The 14,966-nt window shown below is 71.6% G+C and carries 12 protein-coding genes; 4 read left to right on the top strand and 8 right to left on the bottom strand.

The genetic code is table 11. The annotated features are described in order from the left end of the window. Positions 1–6 precede the first annotated feature (6 nt). Genes CTZ28_RS15125 through CTZ28_RS15110 form a run of 4 tightly spaced genes read right to left on the bottom strand, consistent with a single transcriptional unit; the run spans position 7 to position 3,871 of the window. Positions 7–1,005, bottom strand: coding sequence for a sugar kinase (locus CTZ28_RS15125; protein ID WP_121889909.1), 999 nt, complete (start codon positions 1,003–1,005; stop codon positions 7–9). Further along, positions 1,002–2,015 carry a 2-hydroxyacid dehydrogenase gene (locus tag CTZ28_RS15120; RefSeq protein WP_121889908.1) on the bottom strand — a complete coding sequence of 338 codons (1,014 nt, stop codon included), beginning with the start codon at positions 2,013–2,015 and terminating at the stop codon, positions 1,002–1,004. Before CTZ28_RS15120 ends, CTZ28_RS15125 begins: the two co-directional genes overlap by 4 nt. Continuing rightward, complete coding sequence (locus CTZ28_RS15115) at positions 2,012–2,809, bottom strand: SDR family oxidoreductase (RefSeq protein ID WP_121889907.1); 798 nt, start codon at positions 2,807–2,809, stop codon at positions 2,012–2,014. Before CTZ28_RS15115 ends, CTZ28_RS15120 begins: the two co-directional genes overlap by 4 nt. Positions 2,810–2,815: 6 nt before the next feature. After that, positions 2,816–3,871, bottom strand: a complete 1,056-nt coding sequence (locus CTZ28_RS15110; protein WP_183154407.1) for a zinc-dependent alcohol dehydrogenase — start codon at positions 3,869–3,871, stop codon at positions 2,816–2,818. A gap of 229 nt (positions 3,872–4,100) precedes the next feature. On the opposite strand from CTZ28_RS15110, the gene CTZ28_RS15105 reads away from it, so the two are divergent. Next, a complete protein-coding gene (locus CTZ28_RS15105; RefSeq protein ID WP_183154406.1) occupies positions 4,101–5,288 on the top strand; it encodes an enolase C-terminal domain-like protein in 1,188 nt (395 codons plus the stop codon). 122 nt (positions 5,289–5,410) lie between these two features. Here CTZ28_RS15105 and CTZ28_RS15100 read toward each other — a convergent pair whose 3' ends face one another. Both CTZ28_RS15100 and CTZ28_RS15095 read right to left on the bottom strand, forming a co-directional pair. Beyond that, on the bottom strand, positions 5,411–6,832 hold the full coding sequence (locus CTZ28_RS15100; protein WP_121889905.1) for an APC family permease: 1,422 nt from the start codon (positions 6,830–6,832) through the stop codon (positions 5,411–5,413). Positions 6,833–6,921: 89 nt separating this feature from the next. Further along, a complete protein-coding gene (locus CTZ28_RS15095; RefSeq protein ID WP_121889904.1) occupies positions 6,922–8,550 on the bottom strand; it encodes an amidohydrolase in 1,629 nt (542 codons plus the stop codon). 88 nt (positions 8,551–8,638) lie between these two features. On the opposite strand from CTZ28_RS15095, the gene CTZ28_RS15090 reads away from it, so the two are divergent. Continuing rightward, complete coding sequence (locus CTZ28_RS15090; protein WP_121889903.1) at positions 8,639–9,340, top strand: TetR/AcrR family transcriptional regulator; 702 nt, start codon at positions 8,639–8,641, stop codon at positions 9,338–9,340. 105 nt (positions 9,341–9,445) lie between these two features. Beyond that, positions 9,446–12,394 carry a SpoIIE family protein phosphatase gene (locus CTZ28_RS15085; RefSeq protein ID WP_121889902.1) on the top strand — a complete coding sequence of 983 codons (2,949 nt, stop codon included), beginning with the start codon at positions 9,446–9,448 and terminating at the stop codon, positions 12,392–12,394. Positions 12,395–12,444: 50 nt separating this feature from the next. Here the strand turns inward: CTZ28_RS15085 and CTZ28_RS15080 are convergent, their stop codons facing one another. Both CTZ28_RS15080 and CTZ28_RS15075 read right to left on the bottom strand, forming a co-directional pair. After that, a complete protein-coding gene (locus CTZ28_RS15080; protein WP_259471630.1) occupies positions 12,445–13,488 on the bottom strand; it encodes a DUF6745 domain-containing protein in 1,044 nt (347 codons plus the stop codon). A 20-nt stretch (positions 13,489–13,508) separates the two neighbouring features. After that, the gene (locus CTZ28_RS15075; protein WP_121889901.1) at positions 13,509–13,835 is read right to left on the bottom strand and encodes a hypothetical protein; all 327 of its coding nucleotides are present in this window, start codon (positions 13,833–13,835) and stop codon (positions 13,509–13,511) included. A 177-nt stretch (positions 13,836–14,012) separates the two neighbouring features. Between CTZ28_RS15075 and CTZ28_RS15070 the strand changes: the two genes are divergently transcribed. Then, entirely contained in the window at positions 14,013–14,966 is a 954-nt protein-coding gene (locus CTZ28_RS15070) for an STM4015 family protein (protein WP_121889900.1), read from the top strand.

The raw sequence follows: 14,966 nt of genomic DNA, 5'->3' as shown, positions 1-14,966 counted from the left end.
GATTCCTTAGGTGCTGACCTGGGAGTTGCTGGTGTCCTCATCCTCCAGCAAGGCGATCACCTCATGTGCCGGTGGGAGGGTCGCCAGATCGGAGGCGGAGGCGAGGACCTGTGCCGCCGCGTAGTGTCCGAGCCGCAGCCGCAGGATCTCGTCCTGTCCGTGCAGCCAGCCGCTCAGCCAGCCGGCCGCGAAGGCGTCTCCGGCGCCGACCGGGTCGACGACGTGCACCCGCCGGGAGGGCACGCGTGCGGTGCCGGTCCCGGTGAAGGAGACCGCCTCGACGGCGGCGTCCTTGACGACGAGGTGCTCCGGCTTGTCGATCAGGGTCCGTACGCTCTCGGCGTCGGTGGTCCCCCAGAGTTCGGCCGCCTCGTCCCGTCCCACGAACACGATGTCGCAGTGCTGGGCGAGGTCGAGCAGTGTGTCCGCCGCCTGCCGGTGGGGGTCCGTACGTGCGTCGCTCATGCGCTGCCACAGCACCGGCCGGTGGTTGACGTCGAAGCTGACGGGGGTCTTGTCCCAGGGACGGTCGAACACCATCCGGCGTGTGAGGTCGGAGCAGCTCGGGGACAGGGCGGGCAGTACGCCGGAGAGGTGCACGAGACGCGGGGCGGCCCGGGTCCAGGTCTCCAGGTCCGCGGTGTCGACGCCGGTGGCTGCCGAGTCGGCGCGGTAGTAGGCCACTTCGGTGCCGTGCGGCGTGGGGTCCTTGAAGTAGACACCGGTGGGCCGGCCGGGGTCACGGCGTACCAGTGAGGTGTCGACGCCGTGGCCGGACAGCACGGTGGTGACGATGTCACCCAGCCGGTCGGTGCCCAGGGCGCCGGCCCAGTGCGTGCGGTGGCCGAGTTCGGCGAGGAGAGCGGCGACATTGGACTCGGCGCCGCCGGGCCGCAGGACGAAGCTGGACTCCGCGTCGAGCCGGCCGCCTGCCTGCGGGGTGACCATCACCATGGTCTCGCCGACGGTGAGCACGTCCGTCGTGATGGTGTCGTTCCGGTTCATCCGTGGCCCCCCGCTGCTCCGGCGCGGACCACGTTGCGCAGCGGCAGCCCGGCGGCCAGGCGCTTGAGGTTGTCCGCGACTTCTTGGGCGCGGTCCCGGTAGGTGTCCTCCGCGGTGGCGGAGAAGTGCGGCGTCATGATCACGTTGGTGAGTTCGTGGAAGGGCAGAGGTGAGGCGGGGGTGGGACGGGGGGCGGCCGGTGTCGTCCACACGTCGAGTGCCGCCGCTCCCAGGCGCCGGGTGCGCAGCGCGTCGTAGAGGCTCTGTTCCTGGACCAGGGCTCCGCGGCCGACGTTGACCAGTATCCCGTCGGGGCCGAGCATGTCGAGTTCGCTGCCGCCGATCATGTGCCGTGTGGAGTCGTCCAGGGGGCAGGCCAGGACCAGGACATCGCTTTCGCACAGGAGTTCCGGCAGGGCGTGGGGCCCGTTCACCCAGGCGAAGTCGGGGTCGTCGGTGCGGTGTTCGGCCGCCGAGCGGCGGATGCCGACAGGACGCATGCCGACCGCCGCGCACAGCCGGGCGATGGAGCGTCCTATGTGGCCGAGTCCTACGATGCCGACGGTGGTGCCGGGCAGGTTGCGGAAGGCGGGTGTGTGCGGGTCGACCAGCCGGGTGTGCCAGTGTCCCCGCCGTAGCTGCGCGTCCCGCCACAGCAGTTGCCGGCGGCCGGCGAGCACGGTCATCAGCACGTGTTCGGCGACACTGCGTCCGTGGCCGAAGGAGTTGGCGACGGTGACGGTGGCGGGCAGCGGCTGCCAGGCGATGTGGTCGGTGCCGGCCGCGGTGACCTGGAGCAGCCGCAGTCGGTGTCCGGCCCGGCCGGCCAGTTCCTGGGGGAAGAACACGCTGACGCAGGCGTCGGCGGTGGCCAGGTGTCGTACGAGTCGTTCGGTGTCGGTCAGGGGGACGAACCGCGCGTCGATGCCGTGCTCGGCGAGTGTGGTGTCGTCACGCAGCCAGGGCCAGACGTTGTCGTCGGTGACCACGGTCGTCAGCCGGTCGGTCATGCGCGGGCCTCCCGAGGCGGGTAGGCGCTGGTATCGACGTACATACGGTTGTGGACGGGGGTCAGGACCAGTTCGTTGACGCAGACCTTCGCGCGCAGCCCGGCCAGCCAGCTGATGGCTTCGGCGACGTCGTCGGGGTCCAGCATCCGGGCCGTCTCCTCCTCGGGCGGGGGGACGGGCCGGGTGCGCAGGATGTCGGTGACGACCTCGCCGGGGCACAGGTGGGTGGCCCGGATGCCGGAGCGGCCCCCCTGGTCGTTGAGGGTGTGCACCAGGGCTCCGAGGGCGGTCTTGCCGGCGCTGTAGGCGGCTCCGGCTGCGGACATGTACTGCCATCCGGCCCAGGAGGAGACGACGACGATCTGCCCGAAGCCCGCCTGCCGGAAGCCGGGCAGGACGGTGAGGGCGCAGCGGGTGACCGCGTTGAGGTTGGTGTCGACGACCAGGTCGAAGTCGGCGGGTGTCAGCTCGGACCACCAGCGGTTGCGGACGTTCGTGCCGGCCGAGCAGACCAGGAGTTCGAGGGGGCCGTCGAGTGCGGCGGTGATGTCGGTGTGGGCGGCGTCGACGGAGGCGGCGTCGGTGACGTCGACGGGGACGGCGAGGGCCCGGCCGCCGTGGGCCGTGATGCCCCGGACGACCTCGTCGAGGAGTTCCTTGCGGCGTCCCGAGACGGCGACGGCGTATCCGTCGCGGGCCAGGCGTTCGGCCGTGGCGCGGCCGATCCCGCTGGAGGAGCCGACGACCCAGGCGCCCGGTGTGTGCGGGGCGGCGGAGGGGGTGGGTGCAGGCATCGGTGATCAGCTTCCCTGGTGGTTCGGGTCGATGAGGATCTTGACGCTGCCCTCGCCCTGTCCTGCGGCGTGGAAGGCGTCCTGGCTGTGCGAGAGCGGGAAGGTGGTGACGGGCAGGGTCGCCAGTCGGAGTTCGTCCTTCTCCAGCAGGCCGATCGCGGCCAGGAAGTCCTCGCGTGCGTAGACCCGCGTTCCGATCAGGCGCTGTTCGGCGAAGTTGACGGCGCGCAGGTCGACGGCCGGGGGCTGCTTGTGGACTCCGGCGACGACGATGGTGCCCTGGATGCGGGCGGCGTCGGTGACCTGGAGGGCGACGGAGGCGTGGCCGGCGGAGTCGAAGACGATGTCGGCGCCGTCGCCGCCCGTGAGGTCGCGTACGCGTTCGGGGGTCTCGGGGCCGGCAGGCAGCACGGTGAAGCCGCGCTGCTCGGCGACGTCTCGGCGCCATGCGTTGGGTTCCACCAGGATGATCCGGTGTGCTCCCCGGTGGCGGGCGACCAGGGCGGTGAGCAGGCCGATCGGACCGGCTCCGAAGACGGCGACGGTGTCGTCCGGGCGCAGGCCGGATCGTGCGACGGCGTGGACGGCGACGGCCAGCGGCTCGGCCAGGACGGCCCGTTCGTCGGGCACGTCGCCGCCGATGGGGTGGGCGGCCTCGGCCCGCACCTGGACGTACTGGGCCAGGCCGCCCGGTTCGTCGACGCCGTAGAGGCCGAGGTGGGCGCAGACGTGGGAGTTCCCGGCGGCGCAGGGCCGGCAGGGCGGTGTGGTGCCTCGGTCGTGGCAGGCGATGAGCGGGCGGATCGCGACGTGCGTGCCGGCTTCGAGCCCGGTGCTGCCCGGGGCGTCCTCGACGACTCCGGTGAACTCATGGCCGATGATCACTCCTGGCCGGGCGCGGGCGTGCTCGCCGTGCCAGATCGCGAGGTCCGAGCCGCAGATGCCGACCCGGGTGACCTTGACCAGCACCCAGCCCGGTCCGGGTGCGGGAACGGGCACGGTGTCCTGTGCCAGTTCGCCGGGACCGGCCCATCTGATGGCCCGCATGGTCTGTGTGTTCACTGCCAACCTCCTTCTCGATGGTCTGCTGCGGTCGGGTCCGGGTGCGCCGTGGTGAGCCGGTCACCCAAACGATCATGTTGCAATATTTGCAACGCCGTAGCAGCATATGCAAAAACTAGGTTGCTTCTGCTTAACATGTCAACGGGCCGGCCGCGCGTATCCGCTGCGCGCCGCAGCGGCAGCCCGTCTCGTCCACCATCGGCAGCAGCACCTAGCAACGAGGTTTCACGTGGAGATCGCCAGCGTTGAGGCACGCCATGTCCCCCGCTCGATGTGGGGGAACTTCTGGCAGCAGCAGAAGAGCGTCCGCGGGCCGAGCCCGATGAACGAGTTCCCCCGCCGGGGCGACGGCTGGTCCTGGTACACCTGGCCGCAGGGCGTGGTCGTCGTGCGCGTCACGCTGGCGGACGGCACCACGGGGCTCGGCTACTCCGAGGACGGCATCGGCGCCGCCACCTTGATGGTCAACGCCCACCTGGGACGGATCGCGACCGGCCTGGACGCCACCGCGACCGAACAGATATGGGAGCAGATGTACCGCTCCTCGATCGTCTACGGGCGCAAGGGGGCCGCCATCGAGGCCATCAGCGCCATCGACATCGCGATCTGGGACGCGATCGGCAAGTCGGCGGGCAAGCCGGTGTACCAGCTCCTCGGCGGCCCCTCCGGCAAGACGGTCCGCGCCTACGCCAGCAAGGTGCAGCCCGACGACGACCTGCGCGAAGTGCGCCGCATGGCCCGGGACTACGCGGAGCGCGGCTACACCGGCGTCAAGGCCAACTTCCCCTTCGGCCCCGCCGACGGACGCTCCGGGCTGCTCGCCAACCTCCGCTACATCGAAGCGATCCGCGAGGAGCTCGACGACCACATCGAGCTGATGAGCGACGCCTACATGGGCTGGGACCGCCCCTTCGCCACCGCCATGCTGCGCGGGCTCGCCGGTCTCGGGCTGCGCTGGGTGGAGGAGCCGCTCGTCCCCGACGACATCTTTGGCCACGCCCTGCTGCGCGACCTGGGCCTGGTCCCGATCGCGACCGGCGAGCACGAGTTCACCCGGCACGGTTTCCAGCAGCTCCTGGACGCCCGGGCGGCGGACGTCCTGCAGCCCGACGTGCACCGCGTCGGGGGCATCACGGAGCTGCGCCGGGTCTGCCAGATGGCGTCCGGATCGGGTATCGAGGTCATCCCTCACGTGTACTCAGCGGCCACGCTGCACGTGGTGCTGTCGCAGCCCAACTGCGGCTGGACCGAGCACCTCACCAACCCCTCCTACTGGGGTGCCGGCCGGCGCGTCGACCCCCTCTTCCTCGGCGAGCCCGAGGTACGCGACGGCACTCCCGAACTGCCGACGGCACCGGGCATCGGTCTGACGATCAATCCGAAGGCGCTGCCGGATCTCGCCGACTGGCAGGACTGACCTGGCGCGCGGGACGGCGGGAGTCCCGGGATGGCCGCTCCCCCGCGCACGGCAGCCGCGTACCGCCGTACCGGGGGAAACCCAAGGCCGGGTGTTCTCCGGCATCCGCCGGAGAACACCTCTCAGGAGCGCGGGGTGTCGTGCGGCACCGTGTTCGCCGCACCCGCCGCAGAGGCCTCGCGGGGAGCGGCGACGGCCCCCGACGTGTCCTCGCTGAAACTCATCACGGGAGGCTTCCGGCTGAACATACGGGTCAGGAACAGCAGATACAGGAACCCGGCCAGCATCCAGCAGAGCCCCACCTCGAAGGTGATGCCCTCCAGGCTGGTCCACAGCCAGAGGGTCAGTGCGAACCCGACGACCGGCAGCAGTCCGTAGGACAGCAGATCGCGGCCGCTGCGGCGGCCCTGATCCACCAGGTAGTGCTTGACCACGCTCAGATTGACCACCGAAAAGGCGATCAGGGCACCGAAGTTGACCATCACCACGGCGTTGTCGAGGCTGATGAACAGGGCGACCAGCGAGACGGCGGACACCAGGCCGGTCGCAGTCACCGGAGTACGCAAGCGCGGGTGGAGACGGCCGAACACCCGTCCGGGCAGCACCCCGTCGCGTCCCATCGAGTAGAGGATCCGGGACACACCGGCCTGCGTGGTGACCCCGGAGCCGAAGGCACCCGCGACATACACGGCCACGAAGAAGGAGGCGAACGCGGAGCCGCCGAGCGTCCGCATGATGTCGAGGCCCGCGCTGTCGGGATCGCTGAAGGTGGCGCCCGGGTGCACCAGCGCGCCCATCCAGGACACCACGATGAACAGCAGGCCGCCGAGGACCGTGGTCAGCACGATGGCGCGGGGAATGGTGCGCCGCGGATTCCTGGCCTCCTCCGACATGGTGGAGACCGCGTCGAAGCCGAGGAAGCTCAGCGCGAGGATCGCGGCACCGGAGAACGCCGCCGAGGTCCCGGAGCTGCCCGGCAGGAACGAGGCGAACGGCGCGGACGCACCGCGGTCGAGCGTGTGGTGGACGGACAGGGCGACGAAGACCACCACGAGCACCCCCGCCAGGCCCATCACCAGGGTACTGAGCCGGCTGATGAAGTCCACGCCGAGCACATTGAAGACCAGCGAGAGCAGCAGCGCGGCGAGCACGAACACCTGCGCGGGAACCGACGGGACCTGGCTGTGCAGATAGATGCCGATCAGCAGGAAGTTGATCATCGGCAGGAAGAGGTAGTCCAGCATCAGGGTCCAGCCGACCATGAAGCCGACATGCCCGCCGAAGGACTGCTGGGTGTAGGTGTACGCCGACCCCGCGGTCGGGAACGCCCGCACCATCCGCCCGTAGCTGACGGCCGTGAAGAGCATCACCACCGAGGCGATCACATAGGCGGCCGGCAGATGGCCTCCGGTCACGCCGGTGACCGCCCCGTAGGTGGTGAACACGGTCACCGGAGCGAGGTAGGTGAGACCGAAGAGAGTGAGTCCGGGCAGCCCGAGGACCCGCTTGAGCCCGGATTCCGCGGGGATGTCTGTCGCCGTCATGAACCGTTCCTTCCGCAGAGAGAGTCACGGATTGCCGGGCGATCCGGCAACCGGCGGTGGCGGGGCGTGCGGCGGCGCCCCGCCGGCGGTCACCCGTGGGTGCCGTAGATGCGTCGGCCGGCCAGCCAGGTGCCGAGCACGGTGGTGCCGGGCACGTCGTGCGGGTCGCGGTCGCGGGGGTCCCGGTCGAGCCAGACGAGGTCGGCGACCCGTCCCGGGGCCAACACACCACGGTCGTCGGCCATCGCCTGGTGGGCGACGCCGGCCGTGTAACAGGACATCGCGGTTTCGATGTCGATCCGTTCCTGCGGCAGCCAACCGCCCTCGGGGCGGCGCTGCGGCGTCTGCCGGGTCACCGAGACCGGGAGGCCGGTCAGCGGCCGGTGGTCGGAGACCGGCCAGTCGCTGCCGAAGGAGACCCGGGCGCCGCTGCCCAGGAGCGACCCCAACGGGTACTGCTGCCGGGATCGGGCCTCGCCGAGGCGGGGCATGGTGAGGTCGGTCATCGCCGGGTCGGGCTGCAGCCACAGCGGCTCGATATTGGCGATCACACCGAGTTCGGCGAAGCGGGGCAGGTCCGCGGGGTCGACCAGCTGCACATGGGCGATCACCGGACGGCGGTCCCGGGAGCCGCGCACCTCGGTGAGGTGGGCGACGGCGTCCAGGGCGGTACGGATGCCGGCGTCGCCGATCGCGTGCAGATGCGGCTGCAGCCCCAGCCGGTCGATCTCCACCAGGGCCGCGCGCAGCTCGGCGGCGGCCCAGAGCGGCATGCCCCGGGCGCAGGGGTCGTCGGCGTACGGTTCGAGCAGCGCCGCGGTGCGGTTCTCGATGATGCCGTCGACGAAGAACTTGACGGTGCGCACGGTCAGCCGGTCGGACCCCGCCGCCTCGATCCGGTCGCGGTCGGCCGCGAACTCGGCCAGCTGCTCGCGCCACCGCGACGGGTCGGCGCGCAGCGCGAGGTTCACGCGCGTGGCCAGGACGCCCTGCCGGGCCGCCGCCAGATAGGCGTCGACGGCCTCGTGCTCCACCCAGGCGTCCTGGATCCAGGTGACCCCGGCCGCGGCGTAGCCGCGGGTGGCGACGGCCAGGGCCCGTGTCCGTTCGTCCAGGCTCCTCGCGGGTGCGGCGCCGAGGACCGCGTCGACCGCGTCCCACTCGACCATGGTGCCCAGCAGGCTGCCGTCGGGACGCCGTGCGAACCGGCCCCGCTCGCTGTCCTGCACGGAGTCGTCGAGGCCGGCCCGGCGCATGGCCTCGGTGTTGCACCAGAGCGTGTGGTAGTCCCAGGCCCGCAGGGCGACGGGGCGGTCGGGCACGGCGGCGTCCAGCCAGCGGGCGTCGAAGAGGCCGTCGGGGGCGAGTGTGGAGTCATAGCTGCCGCCGAGGATCCACTCCGCCTCCGGGTGCGCGGCGGCGTACCGGCCGACCTCCGTGACCAGCTCGTGCACGCTGGTGCAGGGCCTGATGCGCGGGCCGAGCGCCTCGAATCCGCCCTGGTCGGGGTGGCAGTGACCGTCTCCGAACGCGGGCATGAGCAGGCCCCCACCGAGGTCCAGCAGCTCGTCGGCGGCGCCGGCGAGTGCCTCGGCCGCGGCGCCGACGGCCTCGATGCGGCCGTCCCGCACGGCCAGCGCGGTCGGCGGCTGCCCGGCGCCGGGCGGTGTGGGCAGACCGGTCCACACGACGGCGTCACGGAAGACGGTGAGGGGCATGCGTACTCCCAAAGCGAATACCATTCGTTTTAGTGGACGCAGGTTAGACTCACGCCACGACGCTTGGGAAGAGGGGCGGGGACACCGGATGAGCGCCGGGACGCGGAGGACGGGACGGCCGAGCACACCCGTCCTCGGCCGCGAAGTGATCGTGCGCGGCGCGCTCGACCTCATCGACGAGGTGGGCGCCAAGGGGTTCTCCATCGCACTGCTGGCCCGGCGGCTCCAGGTGCGCCCCTCGTCGCTGTACAACCACGTCAAGGGCAGGGACGACATCCTGGCCGGAGTGCGCGAGCTGGTGGCCGACCCGATCGACGCGGCGGTCTTCGACACCCTCCCCTGGGACGAGGCCCTGGTGAGCTGGGCGAGGCTGTACCGGGCGGCCTTCGCGGCGCATCCGCAGACCATCGCGCTGCTGGCCACCATCCCGGTGTCCGGTGCGCATCGCACCCTGCGGATGTACGAGTCGGTGGTGGCCGGGCTGGAGCGCGGCGGATGGCCGATCGCGTCGGTCATCCCCGTCATGGTCGGCGTGGAGTCGTTCGTCCTGGGTTCGGCGCTGGACCTGATGGCACCGCCGGCGATGTTCGACCCGGGGCCGGACTCACCCGAGGTGCCCAGGTTCGCCGCCGCGGTGCACGCCCGCGACGACGCCTCGGCCGCGCAGCGCCGCCCCGCCGCCGACCTGGCCTTCGAGGTCTCTCTCACGGCGCTGGTCGACGGCCTGCGCACTCGGCTGGCTGCGGAGATCGCAGCTCAGGGCACGACAGTTGACACGGGGTCAGCCTGACGGCCCGCCCGGTGCCGACACGACGGAATAGGCTCATCTCGGGACCGCTAATACTATTTCTTATTGAATATCTGGACTTTATGCTGTAATGATAGAATTTGTATTATGAATGCGCGGTTGGCTTTGCTCAACGCAGTGCCTCCCGGTCTCCCGGAAAGCGATGTCTTCCGGCTGGCACTGCAGCACGCCGCGGGCGAACTGTGCGCTCTGGGTGGCCTGGTCCACCTCTGTGGACCCACCTCCGCGCTGTGCCTCGCGACGACCGTCGGCCTGCCTCCGGACATCCCCCGCTCCTGGGAAGTCATCGACCAGGACAGTCGGCTGGCCCCCGCGCGTGCCCTGCGCCGGCGCGGCGCCGTATGGCTGCCGCTGCCCCCGGCCGGGCCGGCGCCCGAAGCAGGAGAAGGGGCAGAAATCCCATGGCCCGGCGCGGGCACGGGCCTCGCCGTCCTCCCGGTGTCCCGCGAGGACCGCATCATGGGCACGCTCACCGTGCTGACGGGCGGCCGGGGCGAGCCCGCCCCGCACGAGTGGGACTTCCTCCGGGCCGTCGTCGCCTGGACCGAGGAGCGCCTGGTCCAGGCGCCGAAGCCGGCGGCACCCGCACCGGCGGAACCGGACGACGAGCAGCAACGGCAGAGCGTGCCGGATCTCAGGGTCGGCTGGTGGGACTGGAACCTCCAGACCGGCGACCTGATCTGGGACGCGGCGGTCATGGAGTACTACGGCACCAAACCGGGCGCGTACACCGGCAAGATCCAGGACTGGATGCAGATCGTCCACCCCGACGACCTGGCACCGACCCTGGCGGAGGCGCAGCGGGCGATCCGCGAGCACTCGGTCTACGCGGCCATGTACCGGGTACGGCGCCTGGACGGCACCTACGTCTGGTCACGGGCCCGCGGCAAGCCGGCCTACGACGACCGGGGTGCCCCCCTCCGCATGGTGGGCGTGAGGTGGGAGAGCGGTGAGTCGCCGTCCACCCGTGACGCGCTCAGCCGCGCCCTGCGCCATATGAGCGACGGCTTCCTGACGGTGGACGCCGACTGGCGCGTCACCTTCGCCAACCTGGAAGCGGAACGCACCCTGAGGTGCCCCGAGGAGAATCTGTTCGGGCGTGTGCTGTGGGACCTGCCGGCCGCACGGCAGATCCCGGACCTGGAAGACCGCTGCCGGAGAGCCACCGCAGAGGAGACACCCGCCAGCTTCGATGTGCACATGCCGGACACGGGGCGCCGCTACCAGCTACGGCTGGTGCCGGGCCCCGTCGGCCGGGCCGTCTACCTGGCGGACGTCACCGAGAAGCGGCGTCTGCAGGAAGAACGCCAGGCGGCCGCCCGTGCCGCGTCCGAGCGGGCGGCCCAGATCACGGAGCTGACCGCGGCCCTCGCCAAGGCGACGACCTCCGCGGACGTGGTGGACGCGGTCGCCTGGCGGGTGCTGCCGCTGTTCGCCGCGGCCGGGCTGCTGGTGCAGGTCACCGAGGGCGACCGGCTGCACAACGTCGGAGCGGTGGGTTACCCGGACGACTATCTCCGCGACATCGACGGCCGTCTCCGGGGACCGGGCGAGCCGGCCTGGGACACGATCACATCCGGCACCCCGCTGTTCCTGTCGTCGGCCGACGAGTACACCGCGTACGCCCCGGAGCGGGCCCGCCTGGGCACCCGGACGGGGATGCGGTCCTGGGCGTTCCTTCCGCTGACGGCGTCCGGCCGCACGTTCGGGGTGTGCGTCGTGGCCTTCGACCGCCCGCGCCGCTTCACCGAGGAGGAACGCACACTGCTGACCACGATCAGGGCCCTCGTCGCACAGGCCCTGGAACGGGCGCGGCTCTACGATGCCGAGCACACCCGGTCCCGTGAACTCCAGCGCAGTCTGCTTCCCCGGGACCTGCCCGAGCTGCCCGCGTGCACGGCCGCCGCGTGCTACCTCCCCGCCCGGCAGGGCATGGACGTGGGCGGCGACTGGTACGACGTGATCCCGCTCTCCAGCGGCCGGGTCGCCCTGGTCGTCGGCGACGTCATGGGCCACGGCCTGCCCGAGGCGGCAACCATGGGCCGGCTGCGCACCGCCGTCCACACCCTGGCCGATCTCGAACTGCCCCCCGACGAAATCATGGGTCACCTCAACGACATCGTCGGCGGCATGAGCGAGGACTCGTACGCCACCTGCCTGTACGCGCTCTACGACTCCACCACTCAGGTCTGCTCCGTCGCCCGCGCCGGGCACCCCCCGCCGGCCCTGATGTACCCCGACGGCACCGTGCACTTCCCGGAGCCGACCCCCGATCCGCCGCTCGGCGCGGCGAAGCCTCCCTTCCAGACGGTCGAGCTGACGGTGCCCGACGGAAGCCTGCTCGTGCTGTACACCGACGGACTGGTCGAGTCCGCGAACCGGGAGGTCGACGAGGGGATGTCGGACCTGGCCCGGCTCCTGCGCACGGCTCACGAGGAGGGCGTCGACGCGGACCTGGAGGCCGTGTGCGACACCCTGACCGCCGGGCTGCTCTCCGGCGAGCATCAGGCGGCCGACGACGCGGCGATCCTCGTCGCGCGCCTGCATGCCCTCGACCACGACAGGATGGCTTCCTGGCCGCTGCCCGAGGACCCGAAGGCGGCCGGTCAGGCCCGCCGCCACGTCCGCGAACAGCTCTCCGCCTGGGGCCTGGACGATCTGACACCCACCACGGAACTCCTGGCCAGCGAACTGGTCGGCAACGTCGTACGGCACGCGAAGGGCCCGGTCCGGCTGCGTCTGCTGCATGACGCCGGACTGATCTGCGAGGTCTTCGACGGCAGCCTGACGATGCCCCGCATCCGCCACGCGACGGAGACCGACGAGGGAGGCCGCGGGCTGCAACTGATCACCGAGCTCTCCCAGCGCTGGGGTGCGCGGTACACGCCGAGGGGCAAGTGCATCTGGACCGAACAGCCGCTGCTCGGCCCGAACGGCCGCCCGGGCCGGCCGCCCCAGGCGCAGGACCTGCTGTTCCTGAACGCCGAGGACTTCGCGGCAGACCTGGACGCGCTGTCCCACGAGAACCACGAGTAGCGCTTTCCGTGCCCCGGCCGCACCCCGGCCCGGTCACCGGCCAGGTGGGCTCAGGTCTCCCGCTCCGGTGTGTACTCGTCCGCTTCGAGCCCGAAAGTCCAGGCGACGCCTTCCCGGGCGGTCCTGGTGCGCGGTGGCACCCGCAGCCAGTACGTGCGGTGGGTGCCGTCGGGCTCCGGGGTGGAGTTGACCACCTCGACCATCACCAGCGGCTCGTCCCCCTCCAGTTCGATGCGCCAGAGCACACCGGCCTCGTCCCGTTGCAGGGGTTCGGCGCCGGACTCCTCCAGGTAGCGGTCGTAGCCGTAGTGCTCAAGCATCACGCGGCGCAGCTCGGCGTTCTCCTCGTCGCGTATCCGCTGCGGGGTCAGCCCGGCGAGTCCGCCGAGGAATTCGGCGGGGACCGGCATGCCGCGCCAGGCGTGCAGGGCGAATCCGTCGGGGAAGGCGAGCGCCGGTCCGTCCCCGCGGTCGAGTCTGCCCGCCTCGTCCCGGTGCAGTTCCACGGGGCGCTCCGAGACGATCGCGGTCTTCTCGTACGGCCACCACCAGCCCGCTGCGCGGGCCACCGCGGCGATCCCCTCGACCGTCCCGCCGCCGTCCTGGTCGTCGAAGGCCGCCAGCCAGGCCGCGTCGTGCTGGCCCAGGACCGCGTCGAGCAGCGCGAGCCGGACGGCCTGCTCCCCTCCCGCCTCGTCGGCCGAGGTCTCGACCACACCGGTTCGTATACGCTCGGTCAGCGTGACCGTGGTGTCCCACAGTTGAGCGCCCGTCAGGGCCCAGTGCTCGGCCCAGCCGGCCGGCCCGAGCCGGTCGAGGACCCGCTGCCGGGCGACGGCCCACGGCCGGGTACGCACCGCGTCCCGCACACAGCGGCCCGCCGTCCCCTCCGTCGTGAGCCGTGCGGCCGCCACCGCGCCCTCGCGGGGTGAACCCACCCACACGATGCGCTCCGGCTCGGGCAGTCCGGCCAGCCGGTAGGCCAGCCGCACCCCCTCCTCGGCAGCCGTGCGGTCCGCGGGGCCGGTCGCCGCCGCCACTTCTCGCCACTTCCCCGTCGTGTCCGCCGGTGCGGCTTCCGTCGGCATCGTCATCGTTCCGTTCTCCCGCCGTCTCAGTCCGCCACGACGCGGACCGCGCCGGGCACGTATTCACGCTGTCGCACCACGCGGTACCAGCCCTTGGGCAGCGGTATCGCCGCGTGTTCCTCGTGCACCACCCGTCCGCCGTCCGGGAGATGGAGGTAGGAGGCCCCGAACGGACCGGCCTCGCGGACCAGCGTCCCGGGCCCGACCACCGCGTGGGCGTGTCCGGTGACCTCACCGAGCGCCAGCACGAGCCTCCCCCGCGCGTCCCGCGGCTGCTGCGGCAGCCGGTCGGTGCCCGGCGGCACGGCGGCCTCCGCCACAGGCACGATCAGGACGTCCCCCTGCCGGTACATACGTGTCTCCCTTCCCCGTCGACGCCTCGTCGACCGATGACCACGACGCTACGCCGGGGGTCTGACAACGCCCCTCGGACCGGCCGTGGCTCGGCCCGTTGCCGGCGATGTCAGTGCGGCTTGGTACAACTCTTGGCGTTCACTGCTTCGTGTCCGGGTCCCAGGAGGCCAGCACTCATGTCCAACGTCCAGCATCTGCAGGAACTGTACGGTCTCCCGGCCTTCGACTTCCCCCATCCCGGGGAGCAGCGGGAGTTGCCGGAGGCGGGCACCGTGGCCTGGCGGCCGGCCTCGGATCCGTACGGGGACTCCTCGGAGGACTTCGGTGCTCTGTGGGACCGCTTCCTCGACACCGTGGATCCCGCCGCGGTCCGCGCGATCATCGTGGGTTCGTGGGGTGAGGCCTACGAGAACGACTCCGGTTGCGTCGTGGAGCGCCTGGTGGACGCCCGTGACCGGCTGACCGCGCTCCGGGCCGTGTTCATCGGCGATCTCGAGATGGAGGAGGCGGAGATCTCCTGGATCGAGCAGTCCGATGTCACGCCGGTCCTCGACGCCTATCCGCTGCTGGCGGAGTTCGGGATCCGCGGCGGCACCGGACTGCGCTTCCCGGCGGTCAAGCACCAGCACCTGCGCACGCTGCGTTTCCAGGCCGGCGGCCTGCCCGGCGAGGTCGTGCGCGGTGTCGCCGCCAGTGAACTCCCGGCCCTGGAGCACCTCGACATGTGGCTCGGCGTGGAGGGGTACGGCGGCGACGCGACGGTCTCCGACCTCGCGCCGATCCTGGCCGGAGGGCACTTCCCGGCCCTGCGCCATCTCGGGCTGCGCAACAGCGAGATCCAGGACGAGATCGCCGCCGCCGTCGCCGCGGCCCCGGTCGTCGCCCAGCTGACGTCCCTCGACCTGTCCCTCGGGGTGCTCACCGACGCGGGCGCGACGGCGCTGCTCGACGGCCAGCCGCTCACGCACCTGACCCGGCTCGACCTCCACCACAACTTCGTCACCGAGCCGGTGGCCCAGCGGGTACGGGCGGCGCTGGAGCCGTCCGGCGTCGAGGTCGACCTGTCCGAGCCCGGCGACAGCTGGGAGAACGACGGCGTCGTCCACCGCTTCACGGCCGTCGCGGAATGA

Origin of the sequence: Streptomyces shenzhenensis (assembly GCF_003688995.1) — a bacterium.
Classification (GTDB): domain Bacteria; phylum Actinomycetota; class Actinomycetes; order Streptomycetales; family Streptomycetaceae; genus Streptomyces; species Streptomyces shenzhenensis_A.
This window is presented reverse-complemented; position numbering and strand designations above follow the sequence as displayed.